This is a genomic window from Pseudomonas lactucae, from assembly GCF_036688725.1.
Classification (GTDB): domain Bacteria; phylum Pseudomonadota; class Gammaproteobacteria; order Pseudomonadales; family Pseudomonadaceae; genus Aquipseudomonas; species Aquipseudomonas lactucae.
In genome coordinates this window covers 38,899-56,914 of record NZ_JAQQPT010000035.1, presented here as the reverse complement: position 1 = coordinate 56,914, position 18,016 = coordinate 38,899, and the positions used below count along the sequence as shown (strand labels likewise).

Here is an 18,016-nt window from a genome sequence, read left to right as displayed (position 1 = left end):
AAATGCCCCAGGAACAGGTTCTCGGCCACGCTCATTTCCGGCACCAGGTGCAACTCCTGGTGGATCACCGCCACGCCACTGGCGATGCTGTCGGCGGCGCATTTGAAGGCCATGGTCTGCTCGCCGATCTGCAGCGTGCCGCTGCTGGGGATATAGGCACCGCCCAATATCTTCAGCAGCGTCGACTTGCCGGCGCCGTTTTCGCCCATCAAGGCGTGTACCTGCCCCGGGTGGGCGGTGAAACAGATGCCGTCGAGCGCCTTGACCCCGGGAAAGGTTTTGCCGATACCGTCAAACCGCAGGGCCGCAGCAGTCATTTCCACAGCCCGATCTTGGTCAGTTCTTCCTGGAAGTTGGCACGAGTGATCAGGGTCACTTCGTCCATGGCGGTATACTTGGCGGGCTCTTTACCGGTGGTGACCCACTCGTACATCGCCAGCGCGGTGTTGTAACCCTCGATGTGCGGGCTGGGCAGCATGGAGCCGAAGAAGCCGCTGTCGGCTTTCTTCAATTCGCCGATGGCGTCGGTGCCATTGATGCCGATGCCAATCACGTTGGCCGCTTTGAAGCCTGCGCTTTCGGTGGCGCGCACGCCGCCGAGCACGGTGTTGTCGTTCATGCCACCGATGATCAGGTTTTTTGCGCCGCTTGGGAGTTTGACCAGCGCCGAGTTGGTGGCGTCCATGCTGCCGGGGACGTCGAGGGTTTTCAGCGCGGCGGTGAGGATGTGATCCTTGGGAATGCCGGCCTCTTCCAGGGATTTGATCGAACCGTCGGTGCGTTTTTTAACGGTGTCGAGTTCGTTGAAGGTGTTGACTACCGCGTAGGTCTCCTTCCAGTCCCAACCGCGTTTTTTCGCTTCGGCGGCCATGGCGGCGCCCTGTTTCTGGCCCACTTCGAAAGCGGCCATGCCCAGGTACGGCACGTCTTCCATGAAATTACCCTTGGCATCGACGAAACGGTCGTCCACCGCCATGACTTTCATGTCGTTGAGCTTGGCCTTGGCCACAATGGCAGGGCCGAGGGACACGTCCGGCGGGCAGATCACAAAGCCCTTGGCGCCGTTGGCGGCCAGGCTGTCGATGGCCGAGAGGGTTTTCTCACCGTCGGGCACGGCGATCTTGATCACTGTAAAACCGTGTTCCTTGCCGGCTTTTTCGGCGAAGGCCCATTCGGTCTGGAACCACGGCTCTTCAGCCTGCTTGACCAAAAAGCCGATCTTCACTTCTTCAGCCGATACAACGCCACTGAACGCCATCGCCAGTGCCAGGGCACCGAGTGTCTTCTTGAACCTGTTTTTGCCAAGCATGGAGCACCTCTTCTTGTTATTGAGCGTTTCAAGGACTAGTCGTGGTACATCACAGACCGCCCGCCATCGATCATCAGGCAAGTGGCATTGATAAAAGGCGCTTCGTCGGTAGCCAGGAACAGCGCCGTCATCGCCACCTCGACCGGCTGGCCGATGCGCTTGGGCGGGTGCAAATCGAAGGCGCGCTGACGCTCGGCGTGGGGGTCGGGGAAGCCGTTCCAGTAATCGACGTTGAGCTGGGTTTCGATATAACCCGGCGCGATGGCATTGACGCGAATGCCCTTGGGCGCATATTCGATGCCCAAGGCGCGGGTCAGGCCGAGCAAGCCGTGCTTGGCCACCGGGTACGGGAAGCAACCGGGAATGATGTGACTGGAATGGGTGGAGGCGATGTTGATGATGTTGCCGATGCCCTGCTCGATCATGTGCGGCAGTACCGCGCGGCAGCCGAACCAGGCACCGTCGAGGTCGATGGCGAAGCAGCGGCGCCAGTCTTCGTCGGTCATTTCCAGGGGGTCGCGGAACACGTTGACGCCGGCGCAGTTGACCAGCACATCCACGCGACCAAAGCGCTCGATGGTCATATTCACCAACGCCCGCCACTGCTCGTTGGCGGTGATGTCGATGGCTTGCGCGTAAATCTCGGCGCCGCGTTCGCGCCAATGGGCGGCAACGCGCTCGACTTTTTCGCCCTGGATATCGGCGATGACCAGCCGCGCCTGCTGCGCCTGGAAACACGCGACGATCGCTTCGCCAATGCCTTGGGCGGCGCCGGTGATGATCACCACCTTGCCTTTGAGCCGCTCGCCGTAAGTGGGCTCGGGCACGGCAGGGAGTGACAACGGTTGTGCCTGCATCGCTTCACCTGTTTTATTTTTGGTAGTGAGTGCTGATGCCGTCGACTATAAACCCAGATTCAGAAATATCTCAATATATAAATTTGCATCCCATATTATGAACAAAACAATAAAAAAACCGACCTGTTCAAGGCCGGTTTTTTTGAAGGCGACGTGAATCAGCCCAAGGCAAAGTCGCGCAATGCATCACCTTCCATGCGGTAGCGCACCCACTCTTCCTGGGGCTGGGCGCCGATGGATTTGTAGAACGCAATCGCCGGTTCGTTCCAGTCCAGCACGCTCCACTCGAAACGCGCGCAACCGTTATCAAAGGCAATCCTCGCCAGGTGGCGCAGCAACTTCTTGCCGGCCCCGCCGCCGCGTTGTTCGGGGTTGATATACAGGTCTTCCAGGTACAGGCAGTTGCTGCCAAGCCACGTGGAGTAACTGAAGAAGAACACCGCGAAGCCAATCGGCAAGCCATCGCGCAAGCAGATCAGGCCATGGGCGGTTGCGCCTTCGCTGAACAGGCTGCGCTGAATGTCCACCACACTGGCGATCACTTCATGCCGGGCTTTCTCGTACTCGGCCAGTTCAGTGATGAACGTCAGGATCTGCGCAGCATCGCTGGGCACCGCAGGGCGAATCTCGATGGTCATGGGCAAGCCTTGGGCAATGTCGAAGTGCACATACTAAGGCGCTTTGATGACTGATTGCAGCGCAATTACTGACGCCGGCACACAAAAACTTACAGGTGAGGGCAAACCGTTCGTCGCCGTCAAGGCACGATCAATAATTGAAAACTGACCAATTAAGGGTAAGGACATTAATCCTATGGAGACGCACTCATGAAAAATGCCAAGTTTGCTGCCCTCGCCCTCACCGGCCTGCTGTCCGCCGCTTCGCTGAGCGCATTTGCCGCCGGTTCGACCACCGGCCCTACCGATCCGGTCGGTAGCCCGCCAAGCCCCGCTACTCAGGAATCCCAGGATTCGATGGGTACCGGTCTCGACACCAATGGTGGCGCGATCATCGATAACGGCGCCGACCCACGCACTCGTGGCCAGGACACCCAGCGCCAGGCGCCTGCTGCTGTCGGCAATGGCAAGATGGGCCCGGGCGTTAATCAGCCCGGCGTCAATAAGGGTGATGATTCCAACGTCCCTGGCGCACCGAAACAACCCGCGCCTTGAGCCTGCGTACGCAAGACCGACACCCGATCATTTTCCAGTGAAGAGGTATGCATGAACGTCGATAAAAACCTTGAAAAAGAAGTCCTCACCCGCCTGTTGCACGCCCACCCACAGGGCCTGGGCAAGGAGGTGCTGGACAACTACCGTGGCGAAAAGGAAGTGGCCGGTGTGTTGGCCGGCCTGCAGGACCGCGGTTTTATCAAGGATGGTCATGTGACCACCGACGACGCCGGCGAATATGCGTTGAACTTGCCGATCAAGCTGACCGCGTCGGGAGTGGATGAGGCGCGCAAGCTCGACGGTGAGCGCACTCAGTAATCCATTGATCTGGCCTGGCCCGATGATCAGGGCCAGAAGGAGTATTGCGATGCCTCGCGGAAGCAAAGCCAAATACACCCCTGAACAGAAGCGCAAAGCCGCTCATATCGAGGACAGCTACGAGCACAAGGGCGTCTCCAAGGACGAAGCCGAAGCCCGCGCCTGGGCCACCGTCAACAAGCAGTCCGGCGGTGGTGAAAAGGCCGGTGGGGGCCTGCGCAAGGCGCCGGCGAAGAAGGCCCAGGACCGACAGGACTCGGCCAAGCGAGCGGCGGCCAGCCGGGAGGGGCATCCGCGCAACAGCGGTGCTTCGCTGGGGACTCAGACCAAGGAAAGCCTGATGAAAGAAGCACGGGCCAAGGATATTCCCGGACGGTCGACGATGCGCAAGGATGAGCTGATCGCGGCGCTGAAAAAGGCCGGTTGAACACAGCTCAAAATGTGGGAGGGAACAAGCCCCCTCCCACATTTTTGTTCGTGTTTATTCAGCTAGCAATGCGTCAACTTCAGTGGTGCCGGGAGAGGTCGCCGGCCCCCAGCGCGTCACCGCCAACGCCGCCGCCGCGTTCGCTCGGCGTGCGGCCACAGCCGGCGCCAGACCGTTGGCCAATCCCGCAATAAACACCCCGGCATGCGCATCGCCTGCGCCATTGCTGTCCACGGCCTGCACCTTGAAACCCGGCACGCGCTCAACCTGCCCCACACGCCCCACCCAACAGCCATTCGGCCCATCGCGCACCACCAGCAGGGTGTCGGCGGGCAGGTGCCGGCTCAACGCGGGCAGCGCGGCGCTGATGTCCGACGCACCGGTAAACGCCAGCGCTTCCGGCCCATTGCTGGTCCAGATGTCGATACGCGGCAAGAGCCGGCGCATCAAGGTCGAATCCGCTGCCTTGACCAACGGTCCCGGATCGAACACCACCACGATTGCCCGTGGCAATGCCAACAGCCAGTCGATCAGCGGCTGCGCCTTACCCTCAAGGAGCAGGCTGTAGCCGCTGACATAGACGTAGTCATCAACCTGCGGCACGACCCGAGCCAGGTCCTCGGCGCTGAGTTCGCCCTCTGCCCCGAGGTGGGAAATAAAGGTGCGTTCGGTGCTGGCTTCGGTCAGCGATACACACACGCCAGTGTCCTTGTCACTGCTGGCCGCCAAAGCCATCTCAATCCCCTCGGCCTGCATCGCCGCGCGCGCCAGATCGCCAAAACGAGCGTTGCCGTGGCGCCCCAGATACACCACCGGCAAACCGTTGCGCCGCGCCGCAGCCATCACATTGAAGCCACCGCCGGCCTCGAAGCTGGCCGATTTGGCGAGTACATCACCGCCGCTCGCGGGCAAGGTATCCAAGGCCATGACCAGGTCGACGATGACCTGGCCGGTGTGCAGCAATCTAGACATGGGCACTCTCGACCGACGCCCGGCGACGGTCAGTCGCGCCGCCCAGTACCGCATATATCCCGCCGGCAACCAGGAAGGTGACGATCCAGCCCAGGCCGTTATGGCCCAGCCAGGAGTCGGACAACGGCCCGGCGAACCAGATGTTCTCGGCCGTGGTGCCGATGGTGGTAAAGCTGAACCCCAGCACGATGGCCACGGCCCAGGCGCCGAATGCGCGCCACTCCACACCGCCGCGATACCAGTAGGCGCTGCTTGGGCTGACGTCCAGCAGGTCCTTGGCGCTGTAGTGGTGACGGTGGATCAGGTCGACCACGAAGATGCCGACCCACGCGGTAATCGGCACGGCCAGCAACGAAATAAAGGTGATGAACGGGCCGTAGAAACTGTCGGCGATCAGCATGAAGTAGATCGAACCGGCGAAGATCGCCACGATGTCGACAATCACCGCATGCACGCGCTTGACCTTCAAACCGAGGGTCAAGGTAGTGAGACCGGCGGAGTACACCGACAGGTTATTGGACAGCAGCAACCCGCCAAACGCGGTGATCAAGTACGGCACGGCCATCCAGGTGGGCAACATATCGCGGATCGCGATGATCGGGTCGGTGGCCGAGGCCAGGTCGTGGTTACCCACCGACAGCAGGCCGCCGAGGGTGATCAGCAACACCAGCGGAATGCCCGCACCGAACGCAGCGGATGCCACCAGGCGCACGGCCTTGACGCTGCGGTGCTGGTAGCGCGACATATCGGCGCCGGCATTGGCCCAACCGATACCGGTACCGGCGGCCATGGTGCCGATGCCGATGATCATCGCGCTCAGCGGGGCCGGTGTGGCGTTGAATACGGCGCTCCAGTCGATGGTGGCGCAGAGGAAACCGCCCACCAGGATATTCAACGCACCGAACACGTAGGTGGCCCACTTCTGGATCACCAGCAGCGTGGCATGACCCAGGCCGGAAACCGCCAGGGTCAGCAGCACGAAAATGCCGATAAAGATCAGCGTCAGCAGCGGTGCACTTTTCGCCTCTACCGCCGAACCGAACAGGATCGAACACAACGACAACAACACGAATGCGGCGGTGGTGGTGTTGACCGTCTCCCAGCCCAGGCGCGACATCAGCGACACCAGCGTGGGCCCGATATTGCCGCGGACGCCGAAGATCGCGCGGGACAAGGTCAGGCTCGGCGCACGGCCACGACGGCCGGCAATCGAGATAATGCCCACCACCGCAAAGGAACCGGCGGCGCCGAGGATCGCCACGATGATCGCCTGCCAGATCGCCAGGCCACGAAACGCCACCAGCGTCGCGCCCAGCGGCAAACCGAGGATGCTGATATTGGCGGCAAACCATACCCAGAACAGTTGCAGCGGATGGCCGTTGCACTCGCCTTCGGGGACTGGTTCGATGCCACGCGTTTCCAATTGGCCGGCGCTTTGGCCGGAAGAGGTGCTGCTCATGAAGATGCTCCCTGGTGCCTGTATTGTTGTGGTTGTGGCAGATACTTAAGGTGGATCGACTCTTGGTCTTCCTGACGCAACGAGTTCAGTGTGGCAGCGGCGCTTGGCGAATTTTGAGCAGCCCCTGAACCAGCGGCTGCAAATCCAGGCCGTTGACCCGTTTGACCTGCTCGATCATCGCCTCGGGCCAGCACTGCATGCCCAGGCACGCCCCCAGCATCGCTCCCAGAATCGCAGCAATGGTGTCAGTGTCGCCGCCCAGGCTGGCGGCCAGGCACAGGGCTTCGAACGCGTTCATGTCTCCCACCGCCACTTGCTGGGCCAGGGCAAACGACACGACGACCGACTCCTGGGAGGCCACGGAGGTGCCGATCAACTCATACAACAAGTCGGCAAACAGGGCCTTGTCGCCGCTGCCGACGCTCAAGGTGCGCGCCCAACTGATACGCGTGGAAATACGCCCGCCGGCAACCCAATGGCCATGGCCTTGCGCCTGTTGGGCGATCTGGGTGCCGATGTTCAAGGCTTCGCCCAGGTCGGCACCGTTGATGCCGGCGGACACCACCGCCGCCACCGCCGCCGCGCTGGAGATGCCCAATGTGGTGTTGTGGGTGACCTGGCACGCCTGGATCACCGCCTGGATAAACTGCGCCGGCTCGCGCACATCCGCGGCGATCCCCACCGGCGTGATGCGCATGGCGGCGCCATTGGTGGTGCCGAAACGTCCGGATTCCTGCGGCGTATGCCCGGCAAGTACCATGTCGATTGCGCGCTTGGTCGAGGGCCCGAGCAAATCCTGGGAACCCTTGGCGCGCATCACCGCTTCCCAATCGATCAAACGCTGGGCGAGTACGCCGGGTTCGATCTTGCCCTGGCCTTCCACCAGCAACTCACCGACCAGGATCGCCTGTTCGGTGTCGTCGGTAATGGAGCCCGCCGGCATGTTGGGTGCGATGGGCTGATCAGAGCCGGCGTCTTCCAAGGTGGTGATGCTGCCAAAGCGCTGTTGCACTTGCTCACGGCTCAGGGACTGGGTAGGCATGCCCAAAGCATCGCCCAGGGCCAAGCCGTAGAAGGCGCCGAGTGCGCGGGCTTGCGGGGTCATTTTGACGCTCCAAACTGCAGGTGCAGGCGAAAGTGCAGCGGGTCGAGCAAGCTCTCGACGTACTCCATGAAACGCTCGCGACGGTCGTAGGTGGTACGCGACGCCTTGAGAAACACGCTGCCCGTCGAGCGGCCGAGCAATTCGGCGTCTTCATCGTTCAGGGGTTCGGCACCGATCCATTGGTCACCCTCGGCGCCGATGAAACCGTAGGCGGCCAGGGTAATGGTCAGGGAGTCGTCGATGAGGCCCAACCGGGGCAGGCTTTCCAGCCCACCGCAGGCGGGCATCAACGAGCGCTCCAGGGACACGGCGGTACCGTCAGTGGTGCGCCGGCGGCGGTCGAGGGCGATGAACTGGTCGCTGCCGAAGCGGCTGAACAGGTCCGGCCGGGTCACCGCTTCCAGGCGCAGGATATCGGTGGTCACCCGTGCACCGGTGTCAGCCAGGGCCTGGGCCCAACCGCTGTTTTGATCCAGCACCATGCCGTCAAAAGTGACGATGGAGCCGACGCCGCTCTGCGTCGCAATGTAATTGCGACGTTTGAGTTCGGCCAGGGCCTCACGCAGCGTGCCGCGACTGACCGCAAACTCCTCGGCCAATTGATGCTCACCGGGCAACAGGAAACCGTCGACCATCACCCCACCCTCGATACGGCGGATGAGCTCGTCGACGACGCGTTTTTTCTTATCAAATCGAACATGTCTAATCATGTACAAATTGATAACCGAAAGCCGCGAGTCACGGCAAGCGAATTATTTCAGTGTGATGAAAACCCGGCCTCAGGGCTCCAGGCCAATGCGCAAGAACTCGCCACCGCTCCATACGCCAAGCCAGTTCTGGCCGTTGATCGGACGGCTTACCGCCAGCTCCACCAACTGATAAAACACGTTGCGATGCACCAGGGCTTCAAGGTTGGCGCGCACATGCAGGTAGGGTGACGGTTCCTGGGTGACAGGGTCGATCACCACCCGCAGCGGGTGTTCGAGGCCTGCTTCGATCTGCTCGTCAACGTTGCTGGTAAAGCGCAGCACCTGGCTTTCGCCCTGCCCTTCAACCTCAAGGGTTACCGCGACGAAGGGCGCATCATCGACGCTGATGCCGACTTTTTCTACGGGAGTGACCAAAAAGTAATCATCGCCATCGCGGCGAATGATATTGGAAAACAACTTGACCATCGGCTTACGCCCGATGGGCGTGCCCTGATAGAACCAGGTGCCGTCACGGGCGATGCGCATGTCGATGTGACCGCAGAAATCCGGGTTCCACAGGTGCACCGGTGCCGGCCCCTTGCCTTTGGGCAGTTGGGCCAGCAGATCGTTGGCCTTGGCGGAATCGGTCATGGGGTTCTCCCTTTTTTACGTGCAGGACCTACTGATCACTCATACCGAGCAGGCCTCGAGCGTACTGGGCCAGCGGGCGGGCGATCAGGTCCTCGGGCTTGTTGTCATGGAACGTCAGTAAACCGCCACGACTGCGAATGCGTGCAGTATCGATCAAATATTGGGTGCTGGTCTCGATCAACATGATCTGGATAACGCCGTTGTCCAGGCCGACACGGTCCAAGGCCTCTTGGTCCGCCCATTCATCGGCGTTGCCGATACGGTCATCCGCCTTGGCGAAGCGGCAGTACAACAAGTAATGCGCACCCGCCGCGCGGGCTTCGGCCATGGCCTGCTCCAGCCCTTCGGGGTGGCGGGCGCGGCGCACCATGGGGAAGTATTCGACAAAACCGTTGAAGGCTTCCTCGGCCACTACGTTCGGGCGTGGGTAGGCGCTGCCCGGCGGCACGAACGAGCCCTGGGCGATAAACACAAAGGAGTCCGGCTGTATGCGAACCGAGGCGGTACGACGGGTATCGCTGTGGTCGAGCAACCCGGCGTCACTCATCTGATAGCGGGTGCCTTCGGCCATATCGCTGACGGTCATGCAACCACTGAGCACCAACGACGCCAGCAACAAAACCAGACTACGCATCCTAATCCTCCAGAAGCCGGTGACGGAAAACCGGCGAATGGGCGTGAGATGCAGAAACCGCGCCATTTGGAAACAACGCATAACTAAATGTGGGAGCTAGCCCCTCCCACATTCAATTACGTGAAATTTCTGGGATAGGGTCAGCCGCCAATGATCTTCATGATGGTGGCCCCACCCGAGAACGCCACTTCCTGCTTGTCTCCCAAAGCCTTCATCAGCAGCCCCTGCAGCGCCGGCAGCGCTTGATGACGCGGCTTGTCCAGCAGGTCGCCGACATAATGACGATTGCTCGACGACAAACAGCCATGCAACCAGCCCGTGGACGACAACCGCAACCGCGAACAGGTCCGGCAGAACGGCACGCTCTCATTGGCGATCACGCCAAAGAAGCCTTTGCCCGGCACCTCATAGCGCACCGCCGTGGCATCCACGGGAGCGTTGGCTTGCAGGTATTCGTGGTGTTCGCCGATCAAGCCGAGCAGTTGTTGCAGGCTGACGAATTGCTGCACAAACGCATTGGAATCCTTGGCCAGGTGGCCCATGCGCATCAACTCGATAAACCGCAGCTCGTAGCCCCGCTCCAGGCAGTAGTCGAGCAGCGGCATCACCTGGTCCAGGTTCTGGCCGCGCAACGGCACCATATTGACCTTGATCTTGATTCCGGCGGCGCGAGCCTGGTCCATGCCATCGAGCACGGTAGCCAGGTCGCCGCCCCGGGCGATACTGCGGAAGGCATCGGCATCGAGGGTGTCGAGGGACACGTTGATGCGCTTGATCCCGGCCTCCACCAGCAACGGCAGTTTGCGGGCGAGCAGTTGGCCATTGGTGGTCAGGCTGATATCACTGAGGCCCATTTGCCCCACGGCGCCCATGAAGGCTTCCAGCTTGGGGCTCACCAGCGGCTCACCGCCAGTGATGCGCAAGCGGTCGATGCCCGCCGCTTCGATCAGATACGCCACGCCACGGGCCATGGCCTCGGCCGAGAGTTCGTCCTGGGCAGCCACCAGCCGCTTGCCGTTGGGCACGCAGTAGGTACACGCGTAATTGCAGGCTGAGGTCAGGCTGATCCGCAAATTGCGAAAACGCCTGCCTTGACGATCAACGATCATGGATCACTCCGGCAGAGGATAATTCGGGCGCACTAAAAGCTGACTTATAAATCAGCTTTTAGCAAGGTCCTTGCCTGAGTATATTCCTGGGGTACTGCGCCTGGCAGCAAATCATTACGGGGCAGGCGTATCGATCGATGCCGTCTCGACCAGTGCCGGCTCGGTGCTGTGCTTGCGCTTGTTGCCCATGCGTACGCCGATGTCCATCAGGAACTGGAAGAAGCCTTCCTGATCTTCCAGCACATTGCTCCAGAACGGCGAGTGGTACAGCGCCACGGCGCCATGCACCAGGGCCCAGGCGGCGCAATAGTGGAAATACGGCGGCACGTCTTCAAGCTTGCCTTCACTGATACGGCCTTTGATCAGCAGGGTCAGGCGTTCGAAGTTCGAGGCACGGATCTTGTGCAGTTCCTCGACCATTTCCGGCACTTGATGGCCCTTGACCACTTTTTCTTCGAGGCGGTCAAACAGACGGTAGCGCTGCGGGTCGCGCATGCGGAACTCGAAGTAGGCGCGGGACAGCGCTTCCTTGTCCTTGTCGACATCGGCCGAATGCAGCAGCTCGTTCAAGTCGCGCTCATAGTCGAGCATCAGCCGCAGGTAGATCTCGGCCTTGGATTTGAAATGCTTGTAGATGGTGCCTTTGCCGATACCCACGGCATCCGCGATCATCTCGACGGTGACGCTGTCTTCGCCTTGTTCGAGGAACAACTTGAGCGCGGTGTCGAGAATTTCCTGCTCACGGCGGCGAAACTCACGGACCTTACGGGGTTCTTTGTGCATGAGGAAGAGGTCTGCAAAGGTCGGGAAAGGGAGGGTTGCGCACGACCACGAATACATGGCGATACGATTTACCCAGTGCGAGGGATTATCCCGACTGAACGGTCGTTGGGCAACGCCTATGTGAACCGGCCATGCACTTTACTTTCAGCACACCAACGTTTTCATGGCTCTCAGTCAGAAATAATACGCAACATCTGCCGCCGTACGCCCGTCCAATGAGAACTCAAGCAAAGCGCCTGTATTCCAAATCTGTTTAAAAAACGATCAGTCGCGACTGGACTGAATGAGAACATGATCAATACTTCAACTGTCGGCGCGACATCTCCCCCAAGTGAAGCGTCGACCTGGGTACCGACGGACTGCGTGCCCTTGTTTTACTCCTAATGGTCTTAACCCGGATTCCCCCCCCAGAAGCCGGGTTTTTTTTGCCTGCGGCTTGACCTGCTACGCACTGACATGAGCCAGTGGGAACAGACGCTTGAAGTTCTCGGTGGTCTGCTCGGCGAAACGCTCATAGGACTCACCCCGCAGCATCGCCAGGTAGTCCGCCACGTCGCGCACGTACTCAGGAAGGTTCGGCTTGCCGCGATGCGGGATCGGCGCCAGGTACGGCGAGTCGGTTTCCACCAGCAGACGATCGGCCGGCACCTGGCGCGCCACATCGCGCAGGGCGTCGGCATTGCGAAAGGTCACGATGCCCGACAACGAGATGTAGAAACCCAGGTCGAGGGCGGCCTTGGCCATGTCCCAGTCTTCGGTGAAGCAGTGCAGCACGCCGGCCTGGGGCAACGCGGCTTCGCGCAGCAGGGCCAGGGTATCGGCACGCGCGCCACGGGTGTGGACGATCACCGGCTTGCCGGTCTGCCGGGCGGCTTGCAGGTGCAGACGGAAGGACGCCTGCTGCAGCTCGGCGGCTTCGGGCTCGTAGTGGTAATCCAGGCCAGTCTCGCCAATGGCCACCACGCGCGGGTGGTTGAGTTCACCCAGCAGCCAATCGAGGGCGGGGGCTTCACCGGGCTTGAGGTCCAGCGGGTGGATACCCACCGAGCAATCCACGTCGGCATAGCGATCAGCCAGGGCTTTGACGTCGGCGGCGTTTTCAGCGCTGACGCCGATGCACAGGAAGTGCCCTACCCCGCGTTGGCGCGCCGCTTCCAGCGCAGCGTCGAGTGAGCCGTCGTGCCGGGCAAGGTCGAGGCGATCGAGGTGGCAATGGGAATCTACGAGCATAGGCAATTACAACTTGAGTCATTCAAAGAGAGTTGACCAACGATACACCCGTCAGCCACCGAAATTAACGTCGGCCGAGCAAGCCCACCCACTGCACCAGCAGCGCTTCGAGCAACAGCACGCGGTTGAGGTTGGCTTTGCCGAGCACTTTCTGGCGTTGGGCGAGAATCCAGTCCTGGATAGCCAGCACCTTGTCCTGTGCACTCTTCTGCGCGAGATACTGCACCACCTTGCGCATATCCGGCAGGCCAAGGCCGCTTTCATCCTGAGTCAACTGGTAGCGCAGGATCAGGCTCGACCAGTCGCAGAACCAGTCGAACAGCAGCAACAGTGGAATATCTTTCCAGGCGCTCTCGGCCAGTTGTGTCGCGGAGAGTTCCTGCTTGAGCAGTTTTTTAACGCCGTCCACCACCAGCGCCCGCTGCTCACGCACGCCTTGACCGTGCAGTTTTACCGCAGCCAGCGGCGAGCCGGCCGCCAAGGTCAGCAACTCGATGCGCTCTTGCTCGGAGCATTCGGGCAACGCCTGCCCCAGCCACTGCAGGCTCATGGCCTCGCTTGGCAAGGGGCATGCCTGCTGCACGCAACGGCTGCGAATGGTCGGCAACAGGCGGCTGGACTGGTGGCTCACCAGCAACAGCACGGTATCGCCCGACGGTTCTTCCAGGCTTTTGAGCAAAGCGTTGGCGGCATTGATATTCATCGCCTCCACGGGCTCGATCAGCACCACCTTGCGTCCGCCCATCTGCGCGGTCTGCACCACGAAACTGACGAGGTCGCGCACCTGGTCGACCTTGATCGCCTTGTCGGCTTCCTCGGGCTCCAGCAGGTAGTTGTCCGGGTGGCTGCCGGCCTTGAGCAGCAGGCACGATTTGCACTCGCCACAGGCATGCAGATTGACCGGACGCTGGCACAGCAAGCTGGCCATCAGGCGCTCGGCGAGGGCGCGCTTACCGATACCGATCGGCCCGTGCAACAAGTAGGCGTGGGCGTGTTGGGCACGGCCGGCCAGCTGCTGCCAGAGGCTGTCCTGCCACGGGTAGGCTTCAGCCACGGGCGCGCTCCAGCAACAAGGGCAGCAGCGCATCGATGGCTTGTTGTACCTGGGCCAATGGTTGGGAGGCGTCCAGCAGGTGATAGCGCGCAGGCTCAGCCTTGGCACGCGCGAGGAACGCGCTGCGCACCAGGTCAAAAAACGCCTGGCCTTCGAGTTCGAAACGATCGAGGCGGCCCCGCGCGCTGGCACGGGCCATGCCCACTTCCACCGGCAGATCGAACAACAGGGTCAGGTCCGGGCGCAAATCGCCCTGCACGAAGCTTTCCAGGGTAGCGATACGTGCCAGGCACAAACCGCGGCCACCGCCCTGGTAGGCGTAGGTGGAATCGGTGAAACGGTCGCAAATCACCACGGCCCCTCGGGCCAGGGCGGGGCGAATCACCTCGGACAAGTGCTGCGCACGGGCGGCAAACACCAGCAGCAACTCGGTGTCCGGGTTCATCTGTTCTTCGCCTGGAGCCAGCAGCACTTCACGGATGCGCTCGGCCAGCGGCGTACCGCCAGGCTCCCGGGTCAACACCACTTCGATACCTTCGCTGCGCAAGCGCTCGGCCAGGTAATCGCGGTTGGTGCTTTTGCCGGCGCCTTCCGGGCCTTCCAGGGTAATAAACAAGCCAGTCACAGGCGGTCCTTAGTCAGAGTCATTGCGGGCTTTGCGGCGCGGCGGTGTCCGGCGCGGGCTCGGCGGGTGCATCAGCGGGCGGCATCACGTCTTCGGCAGGTTTTGCCACGGATGCGGGTGCCGGACTGGAGCGGTAATCGGCGCGGCGTTTGAGCTGAAACTCACGCACGGCGGCATTATGCGCATCCAGGTCATCGGAGAAAATATGGCTGCCGTCGCCCCGTGCCACGAAATACAGGCTGCTGCCCGGCACCGGGTTGAGCGCGGCATGGATTGCCTCGCGACCAACCATGGCGATCGGCGTCGGCGGCAGGCCGGCCACCATATAGGTGTTGTAGGGGTTGGCTTCCTTGAGGTGAGCGCGGGTCAACTTGCCGTTGTAGCGCTCACCCAGGCCGTAGATCACCGTCGGATCGGTTTGCAGCAACATGCCGACCTTCAACCGGCGCACGAAAACACCGGCGATCTGCCCGCGCTCCTCAGGTACGCCGGTTTCCTTCTCGACCAGGGAAGCCATGATCAGCGCCTGATAAGGGTCGGTATAGGGCGCATCGGCGGCGCGCTTGCTCCACTCCTGGGCGAGGACGTCATCCAGGCGGTTGTAGGCTTTTTTCAGTAATTCGACATCGGTCATGCCACGCACGAAGCGGTAGGTATCGGGGAAGAACCGCCCTTCGGGGAACACGCCAGGATGGCCGAGTTTGTCCATCACTTCGCTGTCGCTCAGCCCCGAGAGGCTCTGCACGATTTTTTCATGCTTGGCCAGGCTCGCGCGCACTTGGCGGAAATTCCAGCCTTCCACCAGGGTCAGGCTGTATTGCACCACTTCGCCACGCTGCCACAGGCCGATCAGGCCTTGGGCGGTCATGCCGGGCGTCATGCGGTATTCGCCGCTGTGCAGCGGCTGCCCGTCGAGGTTGAAACGCCAATACAGACGCAACCAGAAGGCGCCGTCGAGCACGCCGTCGGTTTCCAGGCGATTGAAGGTGCCAGTGGGGGTGGCCCCTGCCGGTACATCGAGCAATTGCTCCTGGGTCAGATGCAACGGCTGCTTCAAGGCCGCGTCGTATTTCCAGGCAGCAAAGCCCAACAGCAGCGCCGCCGAGAACAGACCGACCAGCAGCAGTACAACCAGTTTTCGTATCAACTCAAATATCCAATAGCGCGCGAACAATGCCCTGCAGTTTACGGGTGAGCGGGCCAACCGGCCAGCGCATCGCAGCGTACTCGCGCACCGGCCAGATGCCATAAACGCTGTTGCAGACGAAGACTTCGTCAGCCTGTCGCAACTGCTCGATGCCGATGTCGGCCACGGCCACCGGGACGCCCAGCGTTTGTGCCTGGGCCAGGATTTCGGCGCGCATCACCCCGGCAACCCCGCAACGATTCAGATCGGCGGTTAGTAACAAGCCGTTGCTTACCAGGAACAGGTTGCTGAATACACCTTCGATGACCCGTCCGGACATATCCAGCATCAGGCCTTCGGCGTGCTCGGCATCCTGCCATTCGGCGCGGGCGATCACCTGCTCCAGGCGATTGAGGTGTTTGAGACCGGCCAGCAGCGGTTGCTCGGCCAGGCGCGTGGCGCACGCAAACAGGCGGATGCCATCGGTTGCATGGGCGTGGGGATAGGTAGCGGGCGGACTGCCCTGCAAGATACGACGCACCGGCGCGCCGGGGTTGACGCCGTAACCGCGCAGGCTGTCGCCACGGGTAAGGATCAACTTGAGGACGCCGTCGCCGAGGGCGGTGGCATAGGCCAGCACTTCGTTACGGATCAGCGTTTGATCAACCACCAGAGCCAGGCGCCTGCAGCCCTCATCGAGGCGCTGCAGGTGACGATCGAGCAGTACCGGCCGGCCGCTCCTGATGGCGATGGTTTCGAACACCCCATCGCCATACGCCAGGCCGCGATCTTTCAGGGGCACGGTGTCCGCTGGCTGACCGTCGACCCAGCTGTGCATCACTCGGCGAACCGGCGGAACACCAGGGAACCGTTGGTGCCACCAAACCCGAAGGAGTTGGAGATCGCCACATCGATCGGCATCGGTTGCGCTTCGTGCGGCACGAAGTTGAGGTCGCAGCCTTCGTCCGGCTCATCCAGGTTGATGGTCGGCGGAGCGACCTGATCCTTGATGGCCATCACACTGAAGATTGCCTCGACCGCGCCCGCCGCACCCAACAGGTGGCCGGTCATGGACTTGGTGGAACTGACCGCCAGCTTGTAGGCATGCTCACCGAATACCGACTTGATGGCCTGGGCTTCCGCCAGGTCGCCGGTCGGGGTCGAGGTGCCATGGGCATTGATGTATTGCACCTGGTCCGCGTTCACCTTCGCATCGCGCAGGGCGTTGGTGATGCAACGCGCAGCACCGGCACCGTCGGACGGTGGCGAAGTCATGTGGTAGGCGTCGCCGCTCATGCCGAAACCGATCAGCTCGGCGTAAATGGTGGCGCCACGCGCCTTGGCGTGTTCCAGCTCTTCCAGGACCAGGGCACCGGCACCGTCGGACAGCACAAAGCCATCACGGCCCTTGTCCCACGGACGGCTGGCACGCGCCGGTTCGTCGTTGCGGGTCGACAGTGCACGGGAAGCGCCAAAGCCGCCCATGCCCAGGCCGCACGCAGCCATTTCTGCGCCGCCGGCAATCATCACATCCGCTTCGTCATAGGCGATGTTGCGTGCCGCCATGCCGATGCAGTGGGTGCCCGTGGTGCACGCCGTGGCAATCGCGTAGTTAGGCCCCTGCGCGCCCAGGTGGATGGACAGGAAACCGGAAATCATATTGATGATCGAGCCGGGCACGAAGAACGGTGAAATTCGACGCGGACCGGTCTCGTGCAGGATGCGGCTGGTTTCTTCGATATTGGTCAGACCACCAATACCCGACCCCATGGCCACGCCGATGCGCTCACGGTTGGCGTCGGTGACTTCCAGCCCGGCGTTACGCACGGCCTGAAAACCGGCTGCCAGACCGTATTGAATGAACAGGTCGAGTTTGCGGGACTCTTTGATCGAGAGATATTCCTCGACATTGAACCCCTTTACCGAGCCGCCGAAACGGGTGGAATAGGCAGAAAGGTCCGTGTGTTCGATCAGACCAATACCACTGCGGCCAGCCAGAATGCCCTGCCAACTGCTCGGCACATCCGTACCCAGTGGCGACAACATACCCATACCGGTGACTACGACGCGTCTACGCGACACAGCACTCTCCTTTTTCTAATGACGACACTTTTTCATCGCCGCTAAAGAAAAAACCGCACGCCGTTACAGCAGTGCGGTTTTTCCCTGACAGCAAGCGACGACTACAAACTATTACGCCTGATGGCTGGTAACGTAGTCGATGGCAGCTTGAACAGTAGTGATTTTTTCAGCTTCTTCGTCCGGGATTTCGGTCTCGAATTCCTCTTCCAGAGCCATCACCAGCTCAACGGTGTCAAGGGAATCGGCACCCAGGTCTTCTACGAAGGAAGCCGTGTTGACCACTTCTTCTTCCTTAACGCCCAGTTGCTCGGCGACGATTTTCTTGACGCGCTCTTCGATGGTGCTCATACCTTGTTTAACTCCTAATGGACAAATTCAGGCAGCTGGCCAGTGGGTAAGTGTATAGAAAGCCAT

Annotated in this window: 22 protein-coding genes; 3 read left to right on the top strand and 19 right to left on the bottom strand. The window is 61.3% G+C overall.

Annotation, left to right across the window (positions count from 1 at the left end):
• The 4 genes from V6M90_RS29355 to V6M90_RS29340 all read right to left on the bottom strand — a co-directional run.
• Nucleotides 1-317, bottom strand: a 317-nt coding sequence (locus V6M90_RS29355; protein ID WP_332847622.1) for an ATP-binding cassette domain-containing protein, incomplete at its 3' end; no start/stop codon positions are given.
• Entirely contained in the window at nucleotides 314-1,258 is a 945-nt protein-coding gene (locus V6M90_RS29350) for a substrate-binding domain-containing protein (RefSeq protein WP_408637347.1), read from the bottom strand. The genes V6M90_RS29350 and V6M90_RS29355, both read right to left, overlap by 4 nt.
• Before the next feature lie 86 nt (nucleotides 1,259-1,344).
• Complete coding sequence (locus V6M90_RS29345; RefSeq protein WP_003175588.1) at nucleotides 1,345-2,166, bottom strand: SDR family oxidoreductase; 822 nt, start codon at nucleotides 2,164-2,166, stop codon at nucleotides 1,345-1,347.
• 158 nt (nucleotides 2,167-2,324) lie between these two features.
• The gene (locus V6M90_RS29340; RefSeq protein WP_042945927.1) at nucleotides 2,325-2,804 is read right to left on the bottom strand and encodes a GNAT family N-acetyltransferase; all 480 of its coding nucleotides are present in this window, start codon (nucleotides 2,802-2,804) and stop codon (nucleotides 2,325-2,327) included.
• Nucleotides 2,805-2,993: 189 nt separating this feature from the next.
• On the opposite strand from V6M90_RS29340, the gene V6M90_RS29335 reads away from it, so the two are divergent.
• Genes V6M90_RS29335 through V6M90_RS29325 form a run of 3 tightly spaced genes read left to right on the top strand, consistent with a single transcriptional unit; the run spans nucleotide 2,994 to nucleotide 4,083 of the window.
• Nucleotides 2,994-3,338 (top strand): hypothetical protein, encoded by a 345-nt coding sequence (locus V6M90_RS29335; RefSeq protein ID WP_078734326.1) that lies wholly within the window; start codon nucleotides 2,994-2,996, stop codon nucleotides 3,336-3,338.
• 51 nt (nucleotides 3,339-3,389) lie between these two features.
• Entirely contained in the window at nucleotides 3,390-3,656 is a 267-nt protein-coding gene (locus tag V6M90_RS29330; RefSeq protein ID WP_003175591.1) for a hypothetical protein, read from the top strand.
• Between the two features lie 49 nt (nucleotides 3,657-3,705).
• A complete protein-coding gene (locus V6M90_RS29325; protein WP_305427673.1) occupies nucleotides 3,706-4,083 on the top strand; it encodes a Rho termination factor N-terminal domain-containing protein in 378 nt (125 codons plus the stop codon).
• A 54-nt stretch (nucleotides 4,084-4,137) separates the two neighbouring features.
• Here V6M90_RS29325 and V6M90_RS29320 read toward each other — a convergent pair whose 3' ends face one another.
• The 15 genes from V6M90_RS29320 to acpP form a co-directional block, all read right to left on the bottom strand.
• On the bottom strand, nucleotides 4,138-5,055 hold the full coding sequence (locus V6M90_RS29320) for a PfkB family carbohydrate kinase (RefSeq protein WP_141063271.1): 918 nt from the start codon (nucleotides 5,053-5,055) through the stop codon (nucleotides 4,138-4,140).
• Nucleotides 5,048-6,514 (bottom strand): purine-cytosine permease family protein, encoded by a 1,467-nt coding sequence (locus tag V6M90_RS29315; RefSeq protein ID WP_332847620.1) that lies wholly within the window; start codon nucleotides 6,512-6,514, stop codon nucleotides 5,048-5,050. The genes V6M90_RS29320 and V6M90_RS29315 overlap by 8 nt, the downstream gene beginning before the upstream one ends.
• A gap of 85 nt (nucleotides 6,515-6,599) precedes the next feature.
• A complete protein-coding gene (locus V6M90_RS29310; protein ID WP_141063273.1) occupies nucleotides 6,600-7,619 on the bottom strand; it encodes an ADP-ribosylglycohydrolase family protein in 1,020 nt (339 codons plus the stop codon).
• Nucleotides 7,616-8,329 (bottom strand): GntR family transcriptional regulator, encoded by a 714-nt coding sequence (locus V6M90_RS29305; protein WP_078825755.1) that lies wholly within the window; start codon nucleotides 8,327-8,329, stop codon nucleotides 7,616-7,618. Before V6M90_RS29305 ends, V6M90_RS29310 begins: the two co-directional genes overlap by 4 nt.
• A 69-nt stretch (nucleotides 8,330-8,398) precedes the next feature.
• Nucleotides 8,399-8,959, bottom strand: coding sequence for a DUF1285 domain-containing protein (locus tag V6M90_RS29300; RefSeq protein WP_003175597.1), 561 nt, complete (start codon nucleotides 8,957-8,959; stop codon nucleotides 8,399-8,401).
• 28 nt (nucleotides 8,960-8,987) lie between these two features.
• Entirely contained in the window at nucleotides 8,988-9,593 is a 606-nt protein-coding gene (locus V6M90_RS29295; RefSeq protein WP_003175598.1) for a DUF4823 domain-containing protein, read from the bottom strand.
• Between the two features lie 140 nt (nucleotides 9,594-9,733).
• Entirely contained in the window at nucleotides 9,734-10,702 is a 969-nt protein-coding gene (locus V6M90_RS29290; RefSeq protein WP_003175599.1) for a GTP 3',8-cyclase MoaA, read from the bottom strand.
• A 114-nt stretch (nucleotides 10,703-10,816) separates the two neighbouring features.
• Nucleotides 10,817-11,485 carry a TetR/AcrR family transcriptional regulator gene (locus V6M90_RS29285; RefSeq protein ID WP_003175600.1) on the bottom strand — a complete coding sequence of 223 codons (669 nt, stop codon included), beginning with the start codon at nucleotides 11,483-11,485 and terminating at the stop codon, nucleotides 10,817-10,819.
• A 444-nt stretch (nucleotides 11,486-11,929) separates the two neighbouring features.
• Nucleotides 11,930-12,715: a TatD family hydrolase gene (locus tag V6M90_RS29280; protein WP_003175601.1), complete on the bottom strand. Its 786-nt coding sequence runs from the start codon at nucleotides 12,713-12,715 to the stop codon at nucleotides 11,930-11,932.
• A 64-nt stretch (nucleotides 12,716-12,779) separates the two neighbouring features.
• Entirely contained in the window at nucleotides 12,780-13,769 is a 990-nt protein-coding gene (locus V6M90_RS29275) for a DNA polymerase III subunit delta' (RefSeq protein ID WP_003175602.1), read from the bottom strand.
• Nucleotides 13,762-14,394 carry a dTMP kinase gene (gene tmk / locus V6M90_RS29270; RefSeq protein WP_003175603.1) on the bottom strand — a complete coding sequence of 211 codons (633 nt, stop codon included), beginning with the start codon at nucleotides 14,392-14,394 and terminating at the stop codon, nucleotides 13,762-13,764. The genes V6M90_RS29275 and tmk overlap by 8 nt, the downstream gene beginning before the upstream one ends.
• Before the next feature lie 19 nt (nucleotides 14,395-14,413).
• Nucleotides 14,414-15,541 (bottom strand): endolytic transglycosylase MltG, encoded by a 1,128-nt coding sequence (gene mltG, locus V6M90_RS29265; protein ID WP_141063275.1) that lies wholly within the window; start codon nucleotides 15,539-15,541, stop codon nucleotides 14,414-14,416.
• A 1-nt stretch (nucleotide 15,542) separates the two neighbouring features.
• A complete protein-coding gene (pabC, locus tag V6M90_RS29260; RefSeq protein ID WP_141063276.1) occupies nucleotides 15,543-16,358 on the bottom strand; it encodes an aminodeoxychorismate lyase in 816 nt (271 codons plus the stop codon).
• Nucleotides 16,358-17,602, bottom strand: a complete 1,245-nt coding sequence (fabF, locus tag V6M90_RS29255) for a beta-ketoacyl-ACP synthase II (protein WP_003175606.1) — start codon at nucleotides 17,600-17,602, stop codon at nucleotides 16,358-16,360. Before fabF ends, pabC begins: the two co-directional genes overlap by 1 nt.
• A gap of 111 nt (nucleotides 17,603-17,713) precedes the next feature.
• Nucleotides 17,714-17,950 (bottom strand): acyl carrier protein, encoded by a 237-nt coding sequence (gene acpP / locus V6M90_RS29250; protein WP_003175607.1) that lies wholly within the window; start codon nucleotides 17,948-17,950, stop codon nucleotides 17,714-17,716.
• Nucleotides 17,951-18,016: the final 66 nt, after the last annotated feature.

Coding starts and splice junctions, on each gene's coding strand:
- V6M90_RS29320 (WP_141063271.1), bottom strand. CDS start 5,055: ATGTCTAGATTGCTGCACACCGGCCAGGTCATCGTCGACCTGGTCATG.
- V6M90_RS29280 (WP_003175601.1), bottom strand. CDS start 12,715: ATGCTCGTAGATTCCCATTGCCACCTCGATCGCCTCGACCTTGCCCGG.
- V6M90_RS29335 (WP_078734326.1), top strand. CDS start 2,994: ATGAAAAATGCCAAGTTTGCTGCCCTCGCCCTCACCGGCCTGCTGTCC.
- pabC (WP_141063276.1), bottom strand. CDS start 16,358: ATGCACAGCTGGGTCGACGGTCAGCCAGCGGACACCGTGCCCCTGAAA.
- V6M90_RS29315 (WP_332847620.1), bottom strand. CDS start 6,514: ATGAGCAGCACCTCTTCCGGCCAAAGCGCCGGCCAATTGGAAACGCGT.
- V6M90_RS29285 (WP_003175600.1), bottom strand. CDS start 11,485: ATGCACAAAGAACCCCGTAAGGTCCGTGAGTTTCGCCGCCGTGAGCAG.
- V6M90_RS29330 (WP_003175591.1), top strand. CDS start 3,390: ATGAACGTCGATAAAAACCTTGAAAAAGAAGTCCTCACCCGCCTGTTG.
- V6M90_RS29290 (WP_003175599.1), bottom strand. CDS start 10,702: ATGATCGTTGATCGTCAAGGCAGGCGTTTTCGCAATTTGCGGATCAGC.
- V6M90_RS29305 (WP_078825755.1), bottom strand. CDS start 8,329: ATGATTAGACATGTTCGATTTGATAAGAAAAAACGCGTCGTCGACGAG.
- V6M90_RS29310 (WP_141063273.1), bottom strand. CDS start 7,619: ATGACCCCGCAAGCCCGCGCACTCGGCGCCTTCTACGGCTTGGCCCTG.
- V6M90_RS29340 (WP_042945927.1), bottom strand. CDS start 2,804: ATGACCATCGAGATTCGCCCTGCGGTGCCCAGCGATGCTGCGCAGATC.
- V6M90_RS29295 (WP_003175598.1), bottom strand. CDS start 9,593: ATGCGTAGTCTGGTTTTGTTGCTGGCGTCGTTGGTGCTCAGTGGTTGC.
- V6M90_RS29350 (WP_408637347.1), bottom strand. CDS start 1,258: ATGGCGTTCAGTGGCGTTGTATCGGCTGAAGAAGTGAAGATCGGCTTT.
- acpP (WP_003175607.1), bottom strand. CDS start 17,950: ATGAGCACCATCGAAGAGCGCGTCAAGAAAATCGTCGCCGAGCAACTG.
- V6M90_RS29345 (WP_003175588.1), bottom strand. CDS start 2,166: ATGCAGGCACAACCGTTGTCACTCCCTGCCGTGCCCGAGCCCACTTAC.
- V6M90_RS29325 (WP_305427673.1), top strand. CDS start 3,706: ATGCCTCGCGGAAGCAAAGCCAAATACACCCCTGAACAGAAGCGCAAA.
- V6M90_RS29300 (WP_003175597.1), bottom strand. CDS start 8,959: ATGACCGATTCCGCCAAGGCCAACGATCTGCTGGCCCAACTGCCCAAA.